Origin of the sequence: Streptococcus gallinaceus (genome assembly GCF_024170225.1) — a bacterium.
Lineage (GTDB): Bacteria > Bacillota > Bacilli > Lactobacillales > Streptococcaceae > Streptococcus > Streptococcus gallinaceus.
Genome location: NZ_JALJXU010000005.1, coordinates 42,501 through 66,449, shown reverse-complemented (window position 1 = coordinate 66,449; position 23,949 = coordinate 42,501). Strand labels below are relative to the sequence as shown.

The 23,949-nt window shown below is 44.4% G+C and carries 22 protein-coding genes; 1 reads left to right on the top strand and 21 read right to left on the bottom strand.

The features are described from left to right. Positions 1-18: 18 nt before the first annotated feature. The 18 genes from J2T50_RS07050 to J2T50_RS06965 form a co-directional block, all read right to left on the bottom strand. A complete protein-coding gene (locus J2T50_RS07050) occupies positions 19-837 on the bottom strand; it encodes an endonuclease/exonuclease/phosphatase family protein (RefSeq protein WP_253365144.1) in 819 nt (272 codons plus the stop codon). A gap of 12 nt (positions 838-849) precedes the next feature. Then, a complete protein-coding gene (locus tag J2T50_RS07045) occupies positions 850-1,665 on the bottom strand; it encodes an endonuclease/exonuclease/phosphatase family protein (protein WP_253365143.1) in 816 nt (271 codons plus the stop codon). A 66-nt stretch (positions 1,666-1,731) separates the two neighbouring features. After that, positions 1,732-3,918 (bottom strand): PTS transporter subunit IIBC, encoded by a 2,187-nt coding sequence (locus tag J2T50_RS07040; RefSeq protein ID WP_253365142.1) that lies wholly within the window; start codon positions 3,916-3,918, stop codon positions 1,732-1,734. A 217-nt stretch (positions 3,919-4,135) separates the two neighbouring features. Continuing rightward, entirely contained in the window at positions 4,136-8,023 is a 3,888-nt protein-coding gene (locus J2T50_RS07035; protein WP_253365141.1) for a pullulanase, read from the bottom strand. Positions 8,024-8,339: 316 nt separating this feature from the next. Then, positions 8,340-9,110, bottom strand: a complete 771-nt coding sequence (locus J2T50_RS07030; RefSeq protein ID WP_253365140.1) for an acetyl-CoA carboxylase carboxyl transferase subunit alpha — start codon at positions 9,108-9,110, stop codon at positions 8,340-8,342. After that, complete coding sequence (gene accD, locus J2T50_RS07025) at positions 9,103-9,972, bottom strand: acetyl-CoA carboxylase, carboxyltransferase subunit beta (protein WP_253365138.1); 870 nt, start codon at positions 9,970-9,972, stop codon at positions 9,103-9,105. The genes J2T50_RS07030 and accD overlap by 8 nt, the downstream gene beginning before the upstream one ends. Before the next feature lie 10 nt (positions 9,973-9,982). After that, positions 9,983-11,356 carry an acetyl-CoA carboxylase biotin carboxylase subunit gene (locus J2T50_RS07020; protein ID WP_253365136.1) on the bottom strand — a complete coding sequence of 458 codons (1,374 nt, stop codon included), beginning with the start codon at positions 11,354-11,356 and terminating at the stop codon, positions 9,983-9,985. A gap of 18 nt (positions 11,357-11,374) precedes the next feature. After that, positions 11,375-11,797, bottom strand: a complete 423-nt coding sequence (gene fabZ, locus J2T50_RS07015) for a 3-hydroxyacyl-ACP dehydratase FabZ (protein ID WP_253365134.1) — start codon at positions 11,795-11,797, stop codon at positions 11,375-11,377. Further along, positions 11,794-12,258 carry an acetyl-CoA carboxylase biotin carboxyl carrier protein gene (gene accB / locus J2T50_RS07010; protein WP_253365132.1) on the bottom strand — a complete coding sequence of 155 codons (465 nt, stop codon included), beginning with the start codon at positions 12,256-12,258 and terminating at the stop codon, positions 11,794-11,796. Before accB ends, fabZ begins: the two co-directional genes overlap by 4 nt. Continuing rightward, the gene (fabF, locus tag J2T50_RS07005) at positions 12,259-13,494 is read right to left on the bottom strand and encodes a beta-ketoacyl-ACP synthase II (RefSeq protein WP_253365130.1); all 1,236 of its coding nucleotides are present in this window, start codon (positions 13,492-13,494) and stop codon (positions 12,259-12,261) included. A gap of 27 nt (positions 13,495-13,521) precedes the next feature. After that, positions 13,522-14,253: a 3-oxoacyl-[acyl-carrier-protein] reductase gene (fabG, locus tag J2T50_RS07000; RefSeq protein ID WP_253365128.1), complete on the bottom strand. Its 732-nt coding sequence runs from the start codon at positions 14,251-14,253 to the stop codon at positions 13,522-13,524. After that, positions 14,243-15,175, bottom strand: a complete 933-nt coding sequence (gene fabD / locus J2T50_RS06995; protein ID WP_253365126.1) for an ACP S-malonyltransferase — start codon at positions 15,173-15,175, stop codon at positions 14,243-14,245. Before fabD ends, fabG begins: the two co-directional genes overlap by 11 nt. Before the next feature lies 1 nt (position 15,176). Further along, entirely contained in the window at positions 15,177-16,142 is a 966-nt protein-coding gene (fabK, locus tag J2T50_RS06990) for an enoyl-[acyl-carrier-protein] reductase FabK (protein WP_253365124.1), read from the bottom strand. Between the two features lie 164 nt (positions 16,143-16,306). Next, complete coding sequence (locus tag J2T50_RS06985) at positions 16,307-16,531, bottom strand: acyl carrier protein (protein WP_253365122.1); 225 nt, start codon at positions 16,529-16,531, stop codon at positions 16,307-16,309. A gap of 57 nt (positions 16,532-16,588) precedes the next feature. Next, on the bottom strand, positions 16,589-17,563 hold the full coding sequence (locus tag J2T50_RS06980) for a beta-ketoacyl-ACP synthase III (RefSeq protein WP_253365120.1): 975 nt from the start codon (positions 17,561-17,563) through the stop codon (positions 16,589-16,591). After that, complete coding sequence (gene fabT / locus J2T50_RS06975) at positions 17,563-17,997, bottom strand: fatty acid biosynthesis transcriptional regulator FabT (RefSeq protein WP_253365118.1); 435 nt, start codon at positions 17,995-17,997, stop codon at positions 17,563-17,565. Before fabT ends, J2T50_RS06980 begins: the two co-directional genes overlap by 1 nt. A gap of 80 nt (positions 17,998-18,077) precedes the next feature. Continuing rightward, positions 18,078-18,869, bottom strand: a complete 792-nt coding sequence (fabM, locus tag J2T50_RS06970) for a trans-2-decenoyl-ACP isomerase (protein WP_253365116.1) — start codon at positions 18,867-18,869, stop codon at positions 18,078-18,080. A gap of 150 nt (positions 18,870-19,019) precedes the next feature. Beyond that, on the bottom strand, positions 19,020-19,670 hold the full coding sequence (locus J2T50_RS06965; protein WP_253365114.1) for an HAD family hydrolase: 651 nt from the start codon (positions 19,668-19,670) through the stop codon (positions 19,020-19,022). 159 nt (positions 19,671-19,829) lie between these two features. Here J2T50_RS06965 and J2T50_RS06960 point away from each other — a divergent pair, with 159 nt between their 5' ends. Then, complete coding sequence (locus J2T50_RS06960) at positions 19,830-21,185, top strand: aspartate kinase (protein WP_253365112.1); 1,356 nt, start codon at positions 19,830-19,832, stop codon at positions 21,183-21,185. Between the two features lie 42 nt (positions 21,186-21,227). Here the strand turns inward: J2T50_RS06960 and nagA are convergent, their stop codons facing one another. The 3 genes from nagA to acpS all read right to left on the bottom strand — a co-directional run bounded on the left by nagA (position 21,228) and on the right by acpS (position 23,932). Continuing rightward, positions 21,228-22,376 carry an N-acetylglucosamine-6-phosphate deacetylase gene (nagA, locus tag J2T50_RS06955; RefSeq protein WP_253365110.1) on the bottom strand — a complete coding sequence of 383 codons (1,149 nt, stop codon included), beginning with the start codon at positions 22,374-22,376 and terminating at the stop codon, positions 21,228-21,230. A 100-nt stretch (positions 22,377-22,476) separates the two neighbouring features. Then, on the bottom strand, positions 22,477-23,580 hold the full coding sequence (gene alr, locus J2T50_RS06950; protein WP_253365100.1) for an alanine racemase: 1,104 nt from the start codon (positions 23,578-23,580) through the stop codon (positions 22,477-22,479). Beyond that, positions 23,570-23,932: a holo-ACP synthase gene (gene acpS / locus J2T50_RS06945; RefSeq protein ID WP_253365098.1), complete on the bottom strand. Its 363-nt coding sequence runs from the start codon at positions 23,930-23,932 to the stop codon at positions 23,570-23,572. Before acpS ends, alr begins: the two co-directional genes overlap by 11 nt. Positions 23,933-23,949: the final 17 nt, after the last annotated feature.

Genomic DNA, 23,949 nt, shown 5'->3' with positions numbered 1-23,949 from the left:
TAGACTTTTCTTTTTTGTCTATACCCATCCAACTTCAACGGCTATACCATAGTGGTCGCTCACAACCGGTGCATTTCCCCCATCAAAGGATACGAATGACGTCTTCACTTCCAACTCCTTGCTAGCAAAGATGTGGTCCACCTTTAAGGCATCTTCATTGCCCTCCCAGCCATCAATATCTGCAACGATAGTGTGATCTCCCTGCGAATGGACGGCCGTTTCGTGACAATCATGCAGGCCCAAAGAACTCTCCAAAATCAAACTATAACCATCGCTATGAGTCGGAGCGTTGAAGTCTCCCATCAACAATAATGGCGTAGAAAATCCTTGAAGATAGTGCTCCAATCGCTGCCATTCTGGTTCAAATCCTCGCCCCTCCCAAGAAAGGTGGAGACTCGTCACCGTAACCGGGACACCGTCCAACTCCATTTGGGCGACTAGGACACGCCGCGTATGAAAATTGGTCTCATCATCAAAATCCGAAACCAGTATATCCTGCGCCTCAAAAGGAGTCTTGGATAAAATCACCACACCTTCGTGAAAATCTTGGTAACCAATGTGGTTATAGGCCCAGGACCAGTAATAATTGCGGCCATGGTTTCTCAGATAATTGACCAAGTACAGGGCGTAGTTGTCTTCATGAATCGGCGGCGTCTCTGCTATCGGAATATAATTTTGCAACTCTTTTGCAACAGGACTCGTTCTTAGCTGATTGATTTCTTGCAGGCAAACAATGTCATAATCCATCTCGAGAATGTGCTCTGCTATGTCAAATAAGCGTTTTAGGGGAATGTCTTCCAGCCAAGAATGAGCATTCAAGGTCAAACACTTTGCCATTTTTCTCTCCTTCTATCGTGTGATTTCCACCATCACTCCAAAATGATCGCTGATGACTGGAGATTCTTTCCCATCAAAGACAACTATTGATTTCTTGATGGGGAGGTCTAGGTTCGTAAATACATGATCAACCTTTAGCAGCTGTTGATTACCTTCCCAACCATCAATATCCGCTTGAATAGTATGGTCTCCCACCACTTCCTCGGCCGCTACATGACTGTCTCGAAGAGACAAGAGGCTGTCCATTATCCTTTTATAACCTTGATTACCTTGTGGATTGTTAAAATCTCCCATAAGGATGACGGGGAGCTTTTGTGCCACTAAAACGCCTTCTAGGCGGCCCCATTCTTCCTGGAAGCCTTTATCCCACCAAGATAGATGCAGACTTGCCACCTGCACTTTTTTACCTTCTAAAATAGTCTCTGCAACCAAGGCTCTCCTAGTGTGGTAATCGTACTCATCGTCCGCATTCGAAACGAGAACTGCCTGTGGAGCCAGCTCTGCTTTCGCCAAGATAGCTACGCCCTCATGGTAACGATCGTAGCCGATATGATTATAGGCCCAGGACCAATTATAGTCTCTACCATACTCCTTCAAACGACGCACCAAGTTCAAAGCATAGTGGTCTTCGTGGATAGCAGGGCTTCCTTTGATTTCACAATAACCATCGAGCTGCGGAGCTAGGGCAGAATGAATTTCTTGATTGACCTCCTGTAGGCAAATGATATCATAGTCTTCTTTGACAATGGCCTGAGCCAATTGCTCAAGTTTTTCCAGCGGATTTTCTTCCATCCACGAATGCGTATTGATTGTTACTAATTTTGCCATAGACCTCTCCTTCTAAATAAGGAAGTGGGACCAAGTTCTCTGACTTCGTCCCAACTTTCTTATATGTTACAAGCTAACTTTTGCCACTGTTGTATGAATGGTTTGTTGACCTGTTTGTTCGAGTGTGACAGATTCGATCTCCATCATATTTGTAAAGACGACAATCACACTGTTTTCTTTTCCAGCTTGACGAATAGCATCCAAGTCTGCTACTACTGCCAAGTCTCCTGCTTGCACTTTTTGACCTTCCGCAATGTGCACTTCAAACGGATGCCCCTCAAGAGATACCGTATCTAAGCCAATATGTACCAAGACCTCCAGACCACTGTCTGTGACCATTCCAAAAGCATGTTTGGTTGGGAAAATCGTTGTAATGGTACCAGCAACAGGCACGACAATCTGTCCATCTGTTGGCTCAACTGCGAAGCCATCTCCCATCATTTTTTCTGAGAAGACTGGGTCTTTGACAACTGATAATTCTTCTACCAACCCATTTGCAACAGTCTGAATCTCTTCTGTAATTCCCTTAAAGGCTGCTACAGGAACTGCTGTAATTGGCTCACCAGTTTCGACATTCACGATTGGAATAACGGTACCTGAATCCAATAAATCTTGGATATCTGACTTCAGTACATCTGCTTTTGGACCATAAATGGCTTGTACACCATTGCCTTTTGTTACCAAGCCCATGGCACCGGCTTTTTTCCATGCGGACTCTGTACCAACCTTGGCAGCATCTCCGACAGTTACACGCAAACGTGTCATACATGCATCCACATCAACGATATTTTCACGACCCCCAAGAAGGTTAATGATTTGGACAACTTGTGAGTTACTATCTGCAGTTGCTGCTGAGCTAGCTGCTGCAACTTCTCCACCTTCACCGTCATCATAGTTACCATTTCGACCTGTAGTTGCCAGGTTGAGTTTTTTAATCATGAAATCTGCGATAAAGTACATTGCGACAGCAAAGCCTAGACAGACAAGGACAAAGAAGACAAGATCCATTCCCAAACCGGCTTTAATCGCAATCGGTGTACGTGTCAATAATTCAATATTCCCAAATGAGTGCAAACGAAGGTGAACGATATCTGCCATTGCAAAGGCACATCCTTGCACCACCGCATAGACAATGTAAAGCGGCATCGCTGCAAACATAAACATGTATTCGATTGGTTCTGTAACACCTGTCAAGAAGACGGCAGCTGCTGCAGAAACAAACATTGATTTGTATTTTTTCTTTTTGTCAGGGTCAACATTGCGGTACATCGCCAAGGTCAATCCCATCAAGATAGCTGATGAACCGATCATTTGTCCCACTTTGAAACGAGCTGGTGTGACATTTGCCAACAAATCATTATAGGCTGTCATATTTCCAGCGTCTTTGAAATTCATCAAGTCTGTTACCCATGCCAACCAGAGTGGGTCTTGACCAAATACTTGTGTACCTGCTTGAGCACCCGTCATGATTTCATAGGTACCACCCAAGGAAGTGTAGTTCATCGGAATGGTCAACATATGGTGAAGGCCGAATGGCAAGAGCAAGCGCTCCAAAGTACCATAGAGGAAGGGTGCCAAGATAGGCGCTGTATCTTGTGAGCTGGCAATCCACATACCAAAGCCATTGATTCCTGACTGAATAACTGGCCAGATGATAGAAAGGATAACCGCCACAACCGCTGAACGGAAGATAACAACAAATGGCACAAAGCGTTTGCCGTTAAAGAAAGTCAAGGCATCTGGAAGTTTACGGTAATTGTAGTATTTATTGTAAGCTGTAGCACCGACAAATCCGGCGATAATCCCTACAAATACCCCCATATTCAAGGCTGGTTGCCCTAAAATAGTGACAAAGTAATCGGATACCTTAATGGTTGCCCCAAAAACAGTCCGAACGGTAGCTTCTTTATCCGCCACCATTGCAGAATTGACACCAAAAAAGTTACCTGTAATCAGATTGAGCAAAATAAAGGAAATACCGGCTGCAAAGGCTCCTCCAGCACGATCCTTCGCCCAGCTACCACCGATAGCAAGAGCAAAGAGTAGGTGGAGATTTCCAATAATTCCCCAACCGATTTGAGCAATCACATTGGCTACAAGCGCCAAGATATGATTTGATGGGGCCAACAATGGAAGTGAGTTCCCAATTGAAACCATCAGACCCGCGGCTGGCATTACCGCGATAACAACCATCAATGCTTTTCCGAATTTTTGCCAAAATTCGAAGCTGAACAATTGCTTGATATTTTTCATATCTTTCTCCTTTTACGTTTTGTGCAAACGTTTGCTTTATTTTTACTAATATTATATACCATAAAAACTGGAATGTAAACCCTTTCTTTTTGATTTTTATAAGTTTTTATGACTTTTTTTCATTTTCATCGCGATGCAGAAAAAGTGTGATTGCCTGACCACTCTCCAAACACATACAAAAAAGATTGAGGGAATACCTCAATCTTTTTTGTAATGACTAATCGTCCTGACGTTTCTTGACAAGCCCAATTCCTGCAAGAAGAGTTGCGACTCCAAGAGCTGTAAGGGCCGTACTACTCTTATCACCTGTACTTGGAAGAGACTGTTCTTGTTTCGTTGGCTGTACGGATTCTGCTTGAGCTTTTGGTGCAGCCGTATCATCAGCTTTTCCAGTCGACAAGTTTGTCACGTTTTTAACCTCGTCTTTATCTGCTGGTACATTTGGTACTGGCGCTGGCTTGGCTGATTTTCCGTTCTGATCAGCAGGAGCTGGAGCGATTTTAGCCACTCGAATAATGGTTGCTGTCAAGGCATCTAAGGTAATACCATCAGCCGTAAAGTGGACGCCTTCTGGATTGCTAATGGCAGTAATACCTGCTTCTTTGCCATCAGCTAAGACCTCTCCTTTTAGAAGGGCTTTGAAAGCATCTCCCAAAGCAATGGTTCTTGACTTGGCGTCAGCATTGACCAAGACAGCATAGATATCGCCATTGCTTGCAGTGACTTGGTAGCCAATCACCAAATCTTTTTCAGCAACACCATTCTCGCCTGGGACGGTAATCAATGTCACAGAAGCATCGACCGCATCCTTACTTCCTAGACGGAAGGCATCTGTCGAGCGACGTAAGGCAATCAATCCTTTTGTATAGGCTTGGCTGCGGGTATTTTCTGGATAACGTTCTGCATTGGTTGCTTTTGTCCAGTCAAAGTGGTTGATGGCATCTGTTGAATCATAAGAATCATGAATGAAATAAGGGTATTCAAATGGTGTGCCATCTTCATTAGTCAAGAAGTGTGATTTATTTGGTACCTTATCATCAGCAACCTTGCCCTTGTAAGCCGGATCTCTGAACTGTTTGGTACGACCGTATTCTTGTCCTGAATGGATAAACGGTGTTCCTTGTGCAGTCAAGACCAGCAAGTTTCCAAGACGAAGACGACGGTGGATTTCAGCATTATTTGCCGCAAGGGCTGGGTCTTTTTTGATGGACTGAGCGATGATGTCAAACAAGGTCAAATTATCATGGGCTGCAATGTACTGAATCACATCACCTGGATCATCTGCGGTAAAGTTGGTTGGCTGCGCTTTGATATTCTTAAAGACAGAAAGCACATCACGCGCTCCACCTGTGATAAAGGCTGGTGAGCCTTCATTTGGATAGCCAGATTTCAAGGTATTTCGAATGTCATCAGAGAAGGACGCAACCGTATCAGTCTTGGACATCCAGGACTGGTCTGCTGGTTGCTCAGGCATGTTTTCATCGCCTTGGTAAGTCACCCAACCCTCACCTAACATAATCACTTTAGGGTTAATGGCTTTTGCTTCATTGAAGGCTTTTTCAATAGCCGCTGCATCATGGTCACCCATCATGTCAAATCGGAAACCATCAACCTTGTAGTTTTCCACCAAGTATTTAATCGAATCAACCAAAACACGACGGCTCATGTAGTGAGTGGTTCCAAGGCGGCCACCACCAAATGATGTCCGAGGAGTACCATCAGCATCCATAAAATGGTAATAGTTTGGCTCAAGATTTTCAAAAATATCAACATTAGCCGTGTGGTTGTACACCACATCCAACATCACACCCATACCACGTTTGTGAATTTCATTCACCAAGTTTTTAAACTCTTCAATGCGTTTTGCAGGATCTGTCGGATCGGTTGAGTACATACCTGTCAAGGCAAAGTAGTTTTGTGGGTCATAACCCCAGTTGTAGTTGGTATTGCTTGAGCTGTAGGTTGACAAGCGTTCTTTATTAGCCAATTCATTGACGAAGTAATAGCTCATGACTGGGAGCAACTGCACATGCGTGATACCCAAATCTTTCAAGTAATCCAGGCGCTCTACAAATGAAGCAAAGGTTCCGAACTGATTGTTGAGTTCAGCTGAAATGGCTTCGTCTGACGTGAAGTCGCGCACATGCGCTTCATAGATGACTGCATCTTCACGTTTGGTGAAACCTTTGATATTAGCAAAACCAAGATTCTGCTCACCAATCGCTGCCACATCAACGATAGCGGCTTTAGCCACCTTGTAAGATGGTCCTTTATCAGCAAGACTGCTATTCCAAGCTGCTAATGACTTCGCATAAGGGTCTAAGACCAGAACAGACTGATCTCCGCGCGTAATTTCATAGTGGTAGTAATAGCCACGGAAATCAGGAATATTTAAAGCAGTTGTTGCTGATAGCGTCGTTGTCCATTCACCCTTGGTTCCTTTGGTCATAGCGACCTTACCAACTACTTTAGTTTGGTCTTGTTTGTCGTAAAGAACAACAGAAACGGCGTCCGCACTCGGTGACCAGAGGGTCATATCAACCTTGGCACCTGCTTCTTTGACACGAGCACCTAGCTCACCATCATAGGCGTATAAACTGTCCTTGTACTGCCAGTTTGCGCGTGCCTGCACAGCATCTTTTTGATAGGTGACGGTAAATGGCCCTGACGCTTGGTCGAATTGGCCAGTAATGGTCACTTTGTTTGCTTTTTCGTCTACTGTTACATCTGTAATTGGCTGTACTGTTTTATCCTTAGAAGTCACAGTCAAGTTTTTCAAAATGGTCTCCTTATCGGTATCTGAGAGTGTTGTAAAGCTTGCTTCAATGGTCGTTGGGCTCACTTGTTGAGCACCTGTAATGCGAACATTGTTGACATAGTAGGGATTGGTATAGATGGTTGGATCATCGTCTCGCACAAACAGTTGCGTGTGGTTTTTCAAATCTTTAAATACGTAATCTTTTGGTTGCACCTTGACAGCATCACCAGTCTTACTTTCGTCCAGAATCAAAAAGCCTAGTTCTTTTAAGTCTGCGAGTTTGACATCAAGATAAGCACCGTATTGACCTACACCTTTAAAGTTGACACCATCTGGCCAGTCGCCTTGTTGCTTGGTAACCGATGAATCCGCACTTCCCCACAACCACAAGTATTTTGTGGCATAATCTTTATCGCTACGTAAGTAATTGATACGGATACTGCCTTCTGCAAGCGGCTCATAATAGGAGACTTTCTTATTAGCCCCAACCCAGACTTCATTGGTCTGTTGATTGAGCAATTCGACAAAGTTATCACCTGTCAAATTATCGCCCTTGGTGTTGTTAATCAAGAAGCCTACTTTCGAGCGCGCTCCTGTTTTTAACTTGACATCAAGGTAGTAGCCATAGTCATCTTTTTTAGCTGCTGCAAGGCTCGTCGCACCATTTGGCCAACTACCGACCTTATCTGAAGGTGTTTCCACATCTTCCCATGTCCATAATCCGAGTGATGACACCTCTCCATCAGGCAAAGTCTTAAAATGCATCCGAAGGGTATTCTCAGCGATAGGATCTGCTGTTTTCGATGTTGCTACTGACGTTTCTGCTGCTGTAGCAACTGGCTGAGTAGCAGCTGCTTTATCTGCCGTTGTTGCTTCGCTTGGTTGGGCAACTACTGCCTCTTCAGGGCTTGTAGTTGGTGTTTCTGTTGTGGCAGAAGATGGCTCATTCTCCTTAGTTTGTTGAGCTGGAACTGGCTCAGATGCCGTTGCTGGAGCCGCATCTTCCTCTGGTTTTACTGATTCGGCTGTTGGCGCATTCGGAGAGTTTGTTGCTGCGGGTTGTGTGGTGGGCACAGATTCCTCTACGACCGACTCTACTGAAACAGAGGGCTGTTCTGTCGGTGCTGGAGCTACGGTTTCAGGTGTATCTGTCGATGTCGTAGCTGGTTGTACAAGCTCAGTTGTTGCCCCTGTCTCTTCAGCTAACACATGCGTTTGCACACTTCCTAGCCCTAAAAATAAGGCTGTCGCAATAGTCACAGATGCGGCACCTACTTTTAATTTACGGATACCAAAGTACTGACGACGTTCAGGCTGTGCCCCTTGTTGGTGATTGAATCCTTTCATATATTCCTCCAAAATAATAGTGTTGAAATCGTTTTCATAACCATTATACAAAATCAAACACATTGACGCAAACGTTTTCTTGAATTCTAAGAATATAAAAATGAACTATTCGGGCTTTTATTATCTAAAAATATAGAAAAATGAAGACCGAACTGGTTGGCTAAATACCAGAATGTCAGCCGATTTTACCATCTGCTAATGCTTGCTCAATACAATTTTTTCATCGCTTATAAAAACAAAAAAAGCCGGATGCAGCCATCCAACTTCCTCACGATACCAGCGTCCATCTTTCAAACTATAAACTCAGATGTGGGTATCAATATTTTCTAAAGCGCTTGTAGCGATCCAACAACAGCTCCTCTACTGACTGGTTTTTCAGATGAGCTAATTCGGCAATCAATTCTTCTTTTATCGCTGCGGCAACTTCCCGAGCAAATTTACCATGTTCAGGAATAATTTTGTCAACGATATCCAATTTCAACAACTCATAAGAAGTGATTTTCATCAACTCGGCTGCTTCCATGGCTCGACCGCCATCCTTCCAGAGAATAGAGGCGAAACCCTCCGGACTCAACACAGCATAAATAGAGTGTTCCAGCATCCAAACGCGATCAGCAACCGCCAGAGCCAGTGCGCCGCCAGAGCCTCCCTCACCGATAATAATAGCAATAATCGGCACTTTGAGGTCACTCATTTCCATCAGATTACGGGCAATGGCTTCTCCCTGACCACGCTCCTCGGCACCAACACCTGGATAGGCACCGGCTGTATTGATAAAAGTAATAACTGGACGACCAAATTTTTCAGCCTGCTTCATGAGTCGCAAGGCTTTTCGATAGCCTTCTGGATGCGGTTGACCAAAATTTCGATTGAGATTATCCTGTAGATTTTTCCCTTTTTGGATGCCAACAACGGTCACCGGACTACCGCCAAGGAGGCCTACACCACCAACCACAGCACCATCATCCCGAAAATGACGGTCTCCGTGCAATTCGATAAAGTCATCTAAGATATGTTCTGCATAATCCAAGGCAGTCCAACGCCCCTGATCACGGGCTTGACGAATTATATTGACAATATCACTCATAAGCACCTCCGTGTATTCTTAATAAACCAGCAATCGTCTGGCGCAACTCCTGCCGCTTGACAATAGCATCCACAAAGCCGTGTTCCAACAAAAACTCAGCCTTCTGGAAATTATCTGGCAAATTTTCTCGAACGGTATTTTCAATTACACGACGGCCTGCAAAGCCGACCAAGGTCTGGGGCTCTGCCAAGATGATGTCTCCTTCCATAGCAAAAGAAGCTGTAACCCCACCCGTCGTCGGATCGGTCAAAACGGTCAGATAAAAGAGTCCCGCATCGGAATGTTGCTTTACAGCAGCTGAAATTTTCGCCATCTGCATGAGACTCATAATCCCTTCCTGCATGCGTGCCCCACCCGAAGCGGTAAACAAGACCACAGGAAGTCGCTCTTGGGTCGCAAGTTCAAACAGACGCGTAATCTTCTCACCGACCACTGTCCCCATGGAAGCCATGATAAAGTTGGCATCCATGACCCCGATCGCTACTTTTTGTCCATCAATCTTAGCCAGACCCGTCAAAACAGCTTCATCTAGACCCGTTTTTTCCTGAGTTGCTTGCAATTTTTCCATATAACCGGGAAAATTCAATGGATTTTTAGTCTGGATACCCGTAAATAACTCCTCAAAGCTATCCTTGTCCACAATCAAATCCATCCGCTCATAAGCCGAGATACGGAAGGTATAACTACAAGCAGGGCAGGCCTTGGCTGCTCCAAAATCCCTTTGGTAGACTGTCTTTTTACAGCCTGGACATTTGATAAATAGCTCGTCTGGTACTTCTGGCTTTGCTTGCGGACCAGCTTGGATCGTTGAACGATTCGGATTGATACGGATATACTTATCCTTTCTCGAAAACAAGGCCATGATTTCTCCTTTATTCTTCTAATTTGTTACGGTAATTTGGAAGAAATTCTTCCATCAAGTAGGCTGTATCATAATCTCCAGCCACCACACGCTTATCTGAAATCAATTCCCACTGGAAGTCAACATTGGTCGTAACTCCCTCAATTTCCAATTCATAGAGGGCGCGTTGCATTTTCATCAAGGCTTCAAAGCGATTTTCCCCGTGAACGATGACCTTGGCAATCATAGAGTCATAAAAAGGCGGAATCGTATAGCCGGTATACATAGCCGAGTCAACCCGCACTCCAACACCACCAGCCGGCAAGAATAACCCCTTAATCTTACCCGGACTAGGTGCGAAGTTAAAGGCTGGATTCTCCGCGTTGATACGGCACTCGATGGCATGTCCTGTGATGACAATATCCTCCTGCGATACACTCAACTTCTCGCCAGCAGCAATTTTGATTTGCTCTTTAACAATATCCACTCCCGTGACAAATTCGGTGACAGGGTGCTCTACTTGGACACGGGTATTCATTTCCATGAAGTAAAATTCACCCTTTTCTTCGTCCAATAAAAACTCAATGGTCCCAGCATTTTCATAAGAAACAGCCTCAGCCGCCCGAACAGCTGCTTGACCAATCTTGTCTCGCATCGTTTGCCCAATCGCAATCGATGGTGCTTCTTCCAAAACCTTTTGATTATTCCGCTGGAGTGAGCAATCGCGCTCTCCCAAGTGAATAACCCGCCCATGCTGGTCAGCCAGTATCTGCACCTCAATGTGGCGTGCAGGATAGACAACTCGTTCCAAATACATAGCCCCATTGCCAAATGCAGCTTGGGCTTCTTGTGAAGCGGACTCGAAGGCTAGTCGCAAATCTTCAGGAGCCGTTACCTTACGAATTCCCTTTCCTCCACCACCCGCAGAAGCTTTCAGCATGACCGGATAGCCAATCTCTTCAGCGATTTTCAAGGCTTGGTCTGCCGTATAAACTTCTCCATCAGAGCCCGGGATAACAGGCACACCCGCACCAATCATCTCTGCACGCGCATTGATCTTGTCGCCCATGGTGTCCATGACCTTGCCTGACGGTCCGATAAATTTAATCCCAACTTCTTCACACAAGGTCGCAAACTTGGAATTTTCACTCAAGAAACCAAATCCCGGATGAATGGCTTCCGCCCCTGTCACAACCGCTGCAGAAATAATCTGCTGCATATTGAGATAGGAATCTGTTGAACGAGCCGGACCAACACAGATAGCCTCATCCGCCAAAATCGTATGCAAGGCTTCCTTGTCTGCTTCTGAGTAAACCGCCACCGTCGCAATTCCTAATTCCCGAGCAGCACGAATAATGCGCACTGCAATTTCACCACGGTTGGCAATCAAAATTTTACGAAACATGGCTGATTTTCTCCTTTTCTAATTTCCAATGCCAAAAGTCAAGGTCCCAGAAGCGGCTAACTTGCCATCCACTTCTGCTTTGGCTTCGACCACTGCAATCGTCCCACGACGCTTGACAAATTTAGCCGTCATGATGAGCTGGTCTCCTGGAACAACTTGTTTTTTGAATTTAACCTTGTCCATGCCCGCATAGAAAACCAACTTGCCCTTGTTTTCATCCTTGGATAATTCCAAGATACCAGCCGTCTGTGCCAAGGCTTCCATAATCAAAACACCTGGCATGACTGGATATTCTGGAAAATGTCCATTGAAAAAGGGTTCGTTAATGGTCACATTTTTAAGGGCAACAATCTCATCGTCCGACACTTCCAAGACACGGTCGACCAAGAGCATGGGATAGCGATGGGGCAGAGCTTCTTTAATCTTTGTAATATCAATCATTTGATGCGTACCAATCCTTGTCCAAATTCAACCACAGCTTCGTTGGCGACAACAATTTCTGTCACGACACCGTCACGAGGTGCTGGCACTTCATTCATGACTTTCATTGCTTCAATGATAAGCAAGGTTTGTCCTTTTTTAACCGTATCGCCCACAGACACGAAAGCTGCTTGGTCTGGAGATGGAGAAAGGTAGGCCACCCCGACTAACGGACTATCGACAAGTTCTCCTTCTGCAGCAAATGGTGTGTTTTCCTCCGCAGCTGCTACTGGTGGAACTGGTGCACTTGCAACGGAAACTTCTTGAACTGGAGTAGGTGTGACAACTTTTTCTGGAACAAGAGCTGGTCCATGTTCATTTTTGCTGAAGGTCAATTCCCCTTCTGCATTTCGATAGGAAAATTCTCGCAAAGATGAGCCATCAAACTGACTCATCAAGTCTTTCACTTCTGAAATATTCATCTAGTCCTCCCAGCGCTTAAAGGCAACAACCGCATTGTGCCCACCAAAACCAAAGGTATTTGAAATGGCATAACGAATATCCATGTCGCGACCTTGGCCCATGATAATATCTGCCTCAATATCGTCTGATAATTCCTGGGTCCCAGCTGTCATCGGTGCATAGGAATGACGGATTGCTTCAATCGTTGCCACAGCCTCAATCGCACCTGCTGCCCCCAACAAATGTCCTGTAAAGGATTTTGTAGAAGATACTGGCGTTTCAGTCCCAAATACCGATACAATCGCTTGGCTTTCACCTTTTTCATTGGCCGGTGTAGACGTTCCATGTGCATTGATATAATCCACATCTTCTGGAGTAATGCCTGCTTCTGATACTGCTAATTTCATAGCCTTGATCGCACCCAATCCTTCTGGATGTGGGGAAGTCATATGATAGGCATCACAGGTATTTCCATAGCCCACGATTTCGGCTAGAATTGTCGCACCACGTTTCTGTGCATGCTCCAAACTTTCCAAGACCAGTACTGCAGAACCTTCACCCATGATAAAGCCATTTCTATCTTTGTCAAATGGGATTGATGAACGAGCTGGGTCCTCTGTCGTAGACAAGGCTGTCAATGCCTGGAATCCACCAATTGCAAAGGGCGTAATGGCCGCTTCTGCCCCACCCGCTAGCATCACATCTTGAAAACCAAACTTGATTTCACGGAAAGCTTCACCAAGTGCATCGTTAGAAGAAGCACAGGCTGTGATAACACATTTACATGTACCGTTAGCACCGACGGCCATGGCAATATTTCCAGCCGCCATATTGGGCAAGGCCTTAGGAAGGGCCATCGGACGAATACGTTTTGGACCTTTTTCATTCATACGAGCAACTTGCTCTTCAATTTCCAAAATCCCGCCGATACCAGTCGATAAAATCACTCCGAAACGGTCATGGTCCACTTGCTCCGTATCCAGACCCGCATTGGCAACAGCTTCACGCGCTGCATAGAGTGCATACAGCGAGTAGTTATCATAGCGGTTGCTATCTTTTTTTACAAAGTATTTGTCAAAAGGAAAATCCTTCAACTCTGCTGCATTACGAACATTATACTCACTTGTGTCAAATTTTGTAATTGGACCAATTCCAATCTTACCTGTCGCAAGACTCTCCCAAAATGTTTCTGGTGTATGTCCAATTGGTGATGTCACACCATATCCTGTTACCACAACTCGATTCGCCTGTGTCATACTCTTCTCCTCTGCTTTTTACTTTTCCTACATGGAAATTCCGCCATCAATGGCAATAACTTGTCCTGTCAGATATTCTTGACGAGCTAGAAAGGCTGCAACCTCTGCAACCTCATCCGGTTGACCAAAACGCTTCATCGGGATTTGCCCCGTCATCGCCTCTTTGATTTTATCTGACAATACAGCTGTCATATCTGATTCCACAAAACCTGGGGCAATCACATTGACCCGCACATTTCGTCCAGCAACCTCACGCGCCAAGGACTTAGAAAATCCAATCAACCCTGCCTTAGAAGCCGCATAATTGGCCTGGCCTGCATTCCCAATCAAGCCCACCACACTGGATACATTGATAATGGCTCCTTCGCGTGCCTTTGTCATCGGCTTCAAAACCGCCTGCGACATATTAAATGCACCTGTCAGATTCACTTTCAATACCGATTCAAAATCTTCTTCTGTCATTCGCAACATCATGCCATCTTTTGTGATACCAGCGTTGTTGACCAAGATATCTACTGACCCCAAAGCCTCGATCGCTTCTGCCACCATACGCTTGGCATCGGCACTACTTGAAATATCTCCTGAAATTCCAACAACCTTAACGCCGTAGTCAGCAAATTGCCCAAGCAAATCTTCTGACAAGGCAGAGCGACCATTTAGAACGACATTAGCACCGAGACTCGCAAATTTGTGAGCAATCGCTAGACCTATTCCACGACTTGACCCCGTTACAAATACATTTTTATTCTTAATTTCCATTCCATCCTCCTAAAAGAGTTTCAAAACTTGCCACATCATCCACTTGATAAACTGGCAACGTTTTGTCAATTTTTTTAATAAAACCAGATAATACCTTCCCAGGTCCAACCTCTACAAATTGCTCGATACCGAGTTCTTTCAAGCAAGCAATCGACTCGTAAAAGCGCACAGGCTCCATCACTTGACGGGCCAACAAATCAGCAATCTGATTGCCTTCCATGACTTCTGCCTCCGTATTGCCAACTAGAGGAACCCGAAAGTCTGCAAAGTGAATACTAGCTAATTCCTCTGCCAATTGCTGGCTAGCTGGTGCAAGCAAAGCAGTGTGGAAGGGGCCTGATACATTGAGAGGAATCAGTCGCTTGACTCCGGCCTCCTTCAATAATCTCACCGCTTCATCGACAGCTTCTACTTGACCACCAATCACAATCTGTGTAGGGGTATTATAATTTGCAGGGCTAACAACACCTAGATTCGATGCTTCTTGACAAACTTGTTCAATCAAGGCTACATCTGCATTGAGCACTGCAACCATTTTTCCGCTACCTGTGGGAGCGGCTTCTTCCATAAAAGCACCGCGTTTAGCAACTAAGACCAAGGCTGTCTCAAAGTCCAAAGCTCCTGCAGCCACCAAAGCCGAATACTCTCCAAGCGACAAGCCCGCCACAGCATCAGGCTCAATCCCATGTTCTAGCAACAAGCGATAAATAGCCACCGATGTCGTCAAAATAGCTGGCTGAGTATAGCGAGTTTGATTTAATTTATCCTCCTCCAGGTCAATCAAGTCACGAACATCATAACCCAATATCTGGCTAGCTTGGTCAAACGTCTCTTTCACAACTGAGAATTTTTCATATAAATCACGCGCCATCCCCACAGTTTGCGCACCTTGACCAGCAAATAAAAAAGCAGTTTTTGTCATCTTAGTCTCCCACTGATGCCCAACGAGCTACTTCTTGACGAATGACCTCTGCCGCACCGTGATAAATATCTTTCAAAATTTCTTCACAGGTTTCTTCTGCGCGAACAAGCCCTGCGATCTGTCCCGCCATAACAGAACCATTTTCTACATCACCGTCCACAACCGCATTGCGAAGAGCTCCTGCTCCTAAGACTTCAATGTCTTCTGCCGACTTTTCACCACGTAAAAAATCTTTTTCCGCAGCTGTATAAGCAGATGACAATTTATTTTTCAAAGCACGGACAGGATGCCCTACGATAGAGGCCGATACCACTGTATCAATATCCTTGGCTTTCAAGATCTTCGCCTTGAAATTTGGATGCGCATTGGATTCCTTAGCAACTACAAAACGTGTTCCTACTTGGACAGCTTCAGCTCCCAACATAAATCCAGCGGCCGCACCACGGCCATCTGCGATTCCTCCAGCAGCAATAACTGGAATAGACACCGCATCAACGACCTGACGAACCAAGGTCATCGTCGTCAATTTCCCGATGTGCCCTCCAGCTTCCATACCTTCTGCAATCACCGCATCTGCACCCAGTTTTTCCATTCGTTTTGCCAATGCCACACTCGGAACCACTGGGATGACTGTAATTCCCGCCTGATGGAAACGTTCCATATACTTGCCCGGATTACCCGCACCAGTCGTTACGACCTTGACACCTTCTTCGATGACCAAGTCGACGATATCATCTGCAAATGGAGATAAAAGCATGATATTCACACCAAAAGGCTGATCTGTTATCGATTTGACTTTATCAATGTTGGCTTTGACAACCTCTTTAGGAGCGTTTCCTCCACCAATGATTCCCAAGCCACCTGCATTTGATACTGCACCAGCCAAGTCCCCATCCGCGACCCAGGCCATACCGCCTTGAAAAATCGGGTATTTGATTTTCAATAATTCTGTAATTTTTGTTTGCATCCTATCCTCATTTCATTTGCTTAGATAATACTTTGATGTTCAAAACATTACCTAAACAAGAGGGAGGTGACTCCCTCCACTCAGTCTATATAATTTGATATATAAAATTTTTGAATATCAAACTATTTTCACCAAATAAAATGCTATATCATAGCATTTTAGATTTATTTTGTTTGTTCTTCAACATAGTTAACCAAATCAGCAACTGTGTTCAAACCATCTTCAGATTCGATTTGAATGTCAAATGCATCTTCAATTTCTGAGATAACTTGGAACAAGTCCAATGAATCTGCATCCAAATCTTCAAAAGTTGTTGTCAATTGAACTTCTTCTGCATCCTTACCAAGTTCTTCTACGATGATTGCTTGTACTTTCTCAAATACTGACATGTTGTGTCTCCTTTTATATAAAAAAATTTTTTAATAACTGTAAAGACAGTTCATTAACTAAAGTTTGAGTAGGATGGCTCCCCATGTAAGGCCACCGCCAAATCCGCTTAACAGCACGGTTTGCCCACCATCCAATTGCAAGGTTCCATTTTCCACCAATTCAGATAGTAAAATAGGAATTGTGGCTGCGCTAGTATTGCCATAATTGGCCAAATTCGTCGAAAATTTTTGAGGATCAACCTTCAATTTTCGAGCGATTTTTTCCAAAATTCGAACATTGGCTTGGTGGAGCAGGAAGTAATCCACCTGTTCCGCTGAAAATCCTTGTTTGTCTAGCAAGGCAGCAATTGTTTGTGGCACATCTCGCACCGCAAAATCAAAGATTGCTCGGCCATTCATTTTCAGGTGAGGATTGCCTTCTTCCCTAGTAGAAAAGGGAGAAGTTAGCCCTTGTTGACCCGATGTCAATCCCTGACCTCTTGCTCCGTCTGTCCGCAGAATTTCAGCTAAAAACTGTTTTTGTGAACCAGCTTCTAGCAATATACCGCCCGCACCATCTCCAAACAATACAGCTGTGGTACGATCTGTCCAGTCCACTATTTTTGACAATACTTCTGCACCAATCACTATCCCTTTTTGATAGGTGCCCGATGCGATCAGTTTTTCTGCCATTGACAGGGCAAATACAAATCCTGAACAAGCCGCGGAAAGATCAAAGGCAAATGCCCGACTGGCACCAATATTGGCTTGAACCAAGGCAGCAGTTGATGGCATATTGCTATCTGGGGTAATGGTGGCTACTAAGATAAAATCAATATCCTCCGCAGCACTACCACTCTTAGCAAGGAGTTGCTCCGCAACCTTGGTTGCCAAGTCACTCGTTTGCTCTGTTATGACAATTCGGCGCTCTCGGATACCAGTCCGACTGACAATCCAATCATCGCTGGTATCCATGATCTGCGCCAAATCATCGTTGGTTACAATCTGTTCTGGCAGATAATGTGCAACCTGACTAATTTTTGCATAAGTCATTACTTCAAATCCTCTAAGAAATCGTAAAGATTACGCAACCCTCTTTTCATAGCCTGAAACTCTATCTCACTCATACCACTGGTAATCTTCTTCACCATTTCATTGTGAAAACGTTGGTGAAGAAGATAAACCAAGCGGCCTTTCTTGGTCAGATAGAGGTGAACAACTCTTCGGTCCTTTGTCGATCGAACTCGTTCGATATAACCTTTTCGCTCAAGATTATTCAGACTAGTCGTAACCGTCCCCAATGTCACCATCAAGGCGCGGGATACGTCACTTGGTGTCGCATCTTTCTTGTCCCCAATGACATCAATGGTATGAACTTCTTTGATTGACACGTCGTTAAATCGACTGCTACGAAGAGTTGCTTCTTCTATGATTAAGACGTTATTAAAGACTGATGTTAGGTATTCATTAATCTTCTGGTCTTCCAAAATAAGCACCTCCTGTATTTTTGCAAACAAAGTATACACCAATACCATTTGATTGTCAAACTTTTTTACCCATCTAATTATTAGAACCCTTTAAACTGTGGACGTCTTCGTTCAGAATGAGCCAAGACACCTTCTTTGAAGTCTTCCATAAAGGCCAACTCTTTCTGCAAGCGCAATTCAAGCGTACGATAGGCTTCCCATTCTTCAAATTGACTCTTCCACATCATTTCTTTAATGGCGCGATAAGAATTTGCCGACCCGCGCAATAATTTTTTGATGGTTTGTGTGACTGTCTTCTCTATTTTTTCAGATTCAACCGCCTTGTATACCAGGCCATACTCCTGAGCTTTTTCTGCTGATAAACCTTCGCCCGTCATCGCTAACTGGCTAGCACGATTGACCCCAATAGCGCGCGATAAGAGGAAAAGTCCGCCAGCATCTGGCGCTAAACCAACCCCCACAAAAGCCTGAATGAACTTTGTCTTGAAAGATGAAATGACAAAATCAGCTGCAGCAGCCATATTGGCAGCTGCACCCGCTACGGCGCCATCAGTCACCATTAGCACGACCTTGGGTAGCTTTTTGATGGCAAATGAAATATCATTGACTAGCTCAGCAATCTGAACCAGTGATGAAATGTCATCGGCATCAACTGCTCGCTTCATTTCCACCAAATCGCCCCCAACTGAGAAAATAGAACCGTTGGCTTGAATTTTTAGGATGGAAACTGCTCCATCCTTCTCCACTAATGAGAGGACTTCTAGAATTTCTTGGCACATGGGAATATTGAATCCATTGGAAACTGAAGGTCGATTCAAGGTCAATGTCGCAATCTTGTCATTCACTTCGTACTCAATCGTTGAAAATGCCATACCTTCTCCTTTTGTTTGATAATTAAAACATTTGAAAGTCAAATTTTGACTATTGTAGCATATTTTTTCAAAAAATATACAAATCCTTGCAATTCTGAATGTGACATCGGATGAAAGCTCGGAATAATCAAAAAAATCATTAGCTGCTCGCTAACGATTCTCTTTTATATTTTCTATTACATGACTCAGGTTACGAACGAGGCGATTGGCCTGACTTTGATCCATCCCAAGCTCTGTATCCTCAATCGCCCAGACCTCTAGCCCTGCACTGACAGCGGCCTGAATTCCTTTGGCGGAATCTTCGATTACCAAGACTTCGGATGCATCATAGGCAAGAAAAGCTTGAGCTTTTTGGTAAACAGCTGGATCTGGCTTATAGGCTGGACAGTCAGCCCCGGAAAAAACAGTCTTAAAATAAGGAGCAATTCCAGCTTCTTCAATAGCCATCTGAACGTATTCTTTCTCAGTATTTGAACCAATAACAAGATCCAAACCCATCTCTACCAAGGCCTTCAGACTTTCCCGCGTATCTGGGAAAATCAACTCCTTATAAGGAATGGGATGTTTTTCCTTATAGGCCGCATATTCCTGACTTAGCTGCTCAATATCCCAATCTACTGGGCTATCTTGTAAAATCAATTCCCAAACCTGGCCGGATTTTCCCCCTACAAAGATTGCTGGTGGCAAATGATCAATTGAAATCCCCTTGCTGGCAAAAAAAGCTCTGCGCCGTTGATGATAAAAATTCTCCGTATCAAATAAGACGCCATCCATATCAAAAATAATGCCCTTGTAAGTCATTGTAATCCTCCAGCAAACTTTCACTTTTACTTCCATTTTACCATAAAATAGGCTATAATTATAGCTTTTAATAGGTTTCTGATATGACTTGAAACTTTTAAGCTTACTGACAAGCTACCTATATTTTGCTATAATAATAAAAAGTTTAAAGGAGCTCTTATGAAAGTTACAAAATTTGGCGGTAGTTCACTGGCTTCCGCTGTCCAAGTACAAAAAGTTTTTTCAATTATCCAAGCTGATCCAGAACGTCGTTTTGTTGTCGTATCAGCTCCAGGAAAGCGCAATGCCGCTGACACCAAAGTAACCGATGCTCTGATTAAGTACTACAAAGAATACGTCGATGGAAAGGATGTGACAGCCAGCCAAGCATGGATCATCAAACGCTACCAAGATATGGTGGACGAGCTAGGTTTTCAAGCAAAATCCATGGCAAAAATCGCTCAGGATATTGAAGCCTTGGCGACTCTTCCAATTGAAGACAACGATTTCCTCTACGATACCTTTCTTGCCGCAGGAGAAAATAATAATGCTCGACTCATCGCAGAATATTTCACCCATGCTGGTCTTCCAGCCTGCTACATCCATCCAAAAGAAGCTGGATTGATTGTCAGCTCTGAACCTGGAAATGCACGCATTTTACCATCCAGTTATGACCGGATTGAAAGTCTGCATGATGCTGAGGAAGTGTTGATTATCCCTGGATTTTTCGGTGTGACTGTTGACAATCAGATTTGTACTTTCTCCCGTGGCGGTTCAGACATTACCGGTTCTATTATTGCCGCTGGTGTGAAAGCGGATCTCTATGAGAACTTCACTGATGTTGACGGTATCTTTGCCGCTCACCCTGGCATCATCGACAATCCGCATTCAATCGAAGAATTGACCTATCGAGAAATGCGTGAATTGGCTTATGCTGGTTTTTCTGTCTTACACGATGAAGCCTTGTTGCCAGCTTATCGTGGAAAAATTCCCTTGGTCATTAAAAACACAAATAACCCTGACCACCCTGGCACTCGCATTGTTCTCAACCATACAAAAGAGGCTCAACCTGTAGTCGGAATTGCGGCAGACGATGACTTTGTCAGCATCAACATCTCCAAGTACCTCATGAACCGTGAGGTCGGTTTTGGGCGCAAGGTCCTTCAAGTTTTAGAAGAGCTCAATATTCGTTGGGAACACATGCCAACAGGAATTGACGACTTGTCCGTGGTGCTTCGCGGTCGGGAATTAACTCCTATTAAGGAAGAAGAGATTCTTCGCCAACTTAACCACAAACTAGAAGTAGATAAAGCCGAAATTGAACACGACCTTTCTATCATCATGATCGTTGGAGAAAAGATGAAGAGCCATGTCGGAGTTGCTGCGACTGCAACCCATGCCCTTTCTGAAAAACATGTCAACCTTGCCATGATTTCGCAGGGAGCAAGTGAAGTATCTGTCATGTTCGTCGTTAAAACAAGCGAGCGCGACGAAGCTCTTAAAGCTCTCTATGATGCATTTTTCAACGCAAACTAGACCATAAAAAGCTGAGAAGTACTTTTCTCAGCTTTTTATTTTTTATTTTTCAAAACGTTTGACACCATCGAGATAGGTAACTTTCAAATGTCCTTGATCGTCTACGAGGATGAAGTCAGCTGCTCGTCCTGGTAGAATTTGTCCACAAACATTGTCAATGCCTACCGATTTGGCAGGAGCCAAAGAGGCCATCCGTAGAGCATCTGGTAAGGAAACTAAGCCCCATTTCACTACATTTTCAACAGCCTGAACCAATTCTAGGATAGAACCTGCAAGATTGCCTGTCTCTTTCAAACGAGCTGTCCCATCTTTGACCACAACTTCAAACTCGCCCAGTCTAGATTCACCTTCACCTTGACCTCCTGCGCGCATACAATCTGTGATTAAAACTGTTTCTTCCGCGCCACGTGCCTTGAAAACAATGTCTGCCGCAGCAGGATGGACATGATGTCCATCACAAATGACTTCTGCAAAAACTTTATCTAGCTCAAGCGCTGCCCCAACCATACCCGGCTCACGATGATGTAGACCGCTCATTCCGTTGTAGACATGAACAAAGATGTTGGCACCTGCCTCTACCGCCGCCTTGGCTTGGTTAAATGTCGCATCACTATGGGCTAAAGCTGTATGGATGGACTTGCTATTTGCAAAATCAATAAATTCTTTCACGCCTTTACGCTCTGGAGCGATGGCAATTTTATTAACAAGGCCTCTGGACAAACTGTGCCACTTATCCAACCGTTCAATGACAGGATCGCTCATGTATTTTGGATTTTGAGCACCTTTGTACTTTTCAGTGAAAAATGGACCTTCTAGGAAAATACCCTGAATCTTGGCACCTTTTTCCTCACCAGCGTGAAGACCAATTGTCTCACAAACAGCATCCAAATTCTCTGTCGTATCTGTCAAAGTCGTTGGCAACCATGACGTAACGCCACAAGAAAGCAAGCCTTCTGAGATGACTTTAATTCCTTCAAAATCATTGTCCATAACATCGTGTGAGGCGTAGCCATGGATATGGGTATCAACCAATCCTGGAGCCAATATATATTGACTATAATCTTCAATCTCACCATCTGGCTTTTCTAGAAAAATCTCACCAAAGAGACCGTCTTCAGTTACTTCTAGATAAGCATTTTCTACTTCTTTTTCTGCCAAAATCACTGACTTCACATGGATATATCGCGACATGTCTTCCTCCTTTTTTGGTCTATACCGATATTTTCCTTCATTATACGCTTGAAAAGGGAGATTGTCAAGTTAGAAAAAGAGGCCACGGGCCTCTTTTGTTTTAATCATATACTCTCGGAATACGGTCTGAAAGCAGACAGACCACCTCATAATTGATAGTTTGAAGATAATCCGCCCAATCCTGCGTCGTAATCTCCTGATCATTATCTTCCCCGATGAGAGTCACTCGCGTACCAATCGGATAAGAGCGAGGCAATCGTAGGGTGATTTGATCCATAGAAACACGTCCAACAACGGGACAAAATTGACCATCAACCAAGACCTTGAATCCTTGCATTTTGCGGATAAAACCATCCGCATAGCCAATTGGTACCGTACCAATCCACTCCTCACCCGAGGCAGTGTAGGTCCCACCATAGCCGACCTTGGCACCACTTTCTACTTGCTTGACATGCACCAATTCTGAAGTCAGAGAAAGAGCTGGTTGAATCGGATAGGGCATCTCCAAGGTACGACCGCTTGGATTCAGCCCGTAAAGCACATCTCCTAAACGCACCGCATTAAAGACTGTCTCCGGATGCCAGATGCTGGTTGCAGAGTTACTAGCATGCACCAGCTGCGGACAACTGTCCAGACTACGAATCAATTCTTGGAAGAAGGCAAGTTGTGCCTCAAATTGCTGCTGATCTTGCTCATCCGCCGTTGCAAAATGTGTAAAAATCCCTTGCACGGATGCTCCATTTTCAAGCAGAAGCTCTTGGGCTGTTTCTAGCTCAGTTTTATTTCTAAAGCCAATTCGTCCCATACCACTGTCGACCTTCAGATGCACAATCAAGTTATCCAAGTCCAAGCTAGTTTCCAGTAGTAAATATACCCATTCCAAGCTGGCTACTGCCAGAGTGATATTAAAGTCTATAGCTAGTTGAGCAACCGATATTGGAACGACCCCAAGGACAAGAATCGGTGCCTCAATGCCAGATTGGCGCAAATCTAGGGCTTCATCTATATTTGACACGCAAAAACCATCTACCAAAGGCGCCAATTGTCTTGCAACTTGCTGGACACCATGACCGTAGGCATTGGCTTTGACAACGGCCAAGCCTTTGGTTTCAGCCGACAAATGCGCCATTACTTGTTGAAAATTATCTGCAATAGCTTCGACATCTACACGCGCTACAGTTGGTCTATGTATACTAGCTTTCATCTTCTTCCTCCAAAATCAAGCTGGCTTGCACATATTGTCCGGAATGGCTAATGCTCAGCCAAGCTTTCCCATTAAAAGGCGATTTATTCACATAGGGGACACCTTTCTCATCATTCAAAATCTCAATATCATGAAACCCCAAGCTTCCAATACCTGTCCCCCAAGCTTTTGAGAATGCTTCTTTAGCCGCCCACCGTCCTGCCAGATATTCGATTTTTCGTTTTCCACTCAAGATGTGAAACCGTTCCAATTCCCTCAAGGTTAAAACCTTTTCGGCAAAACGGGGGCGCTTCACATATGCGGATTCGATAGCAGAAATATCCTGCAAATCTATTCCATGTCCAATAATCATATCTATCTCAAAAGGGC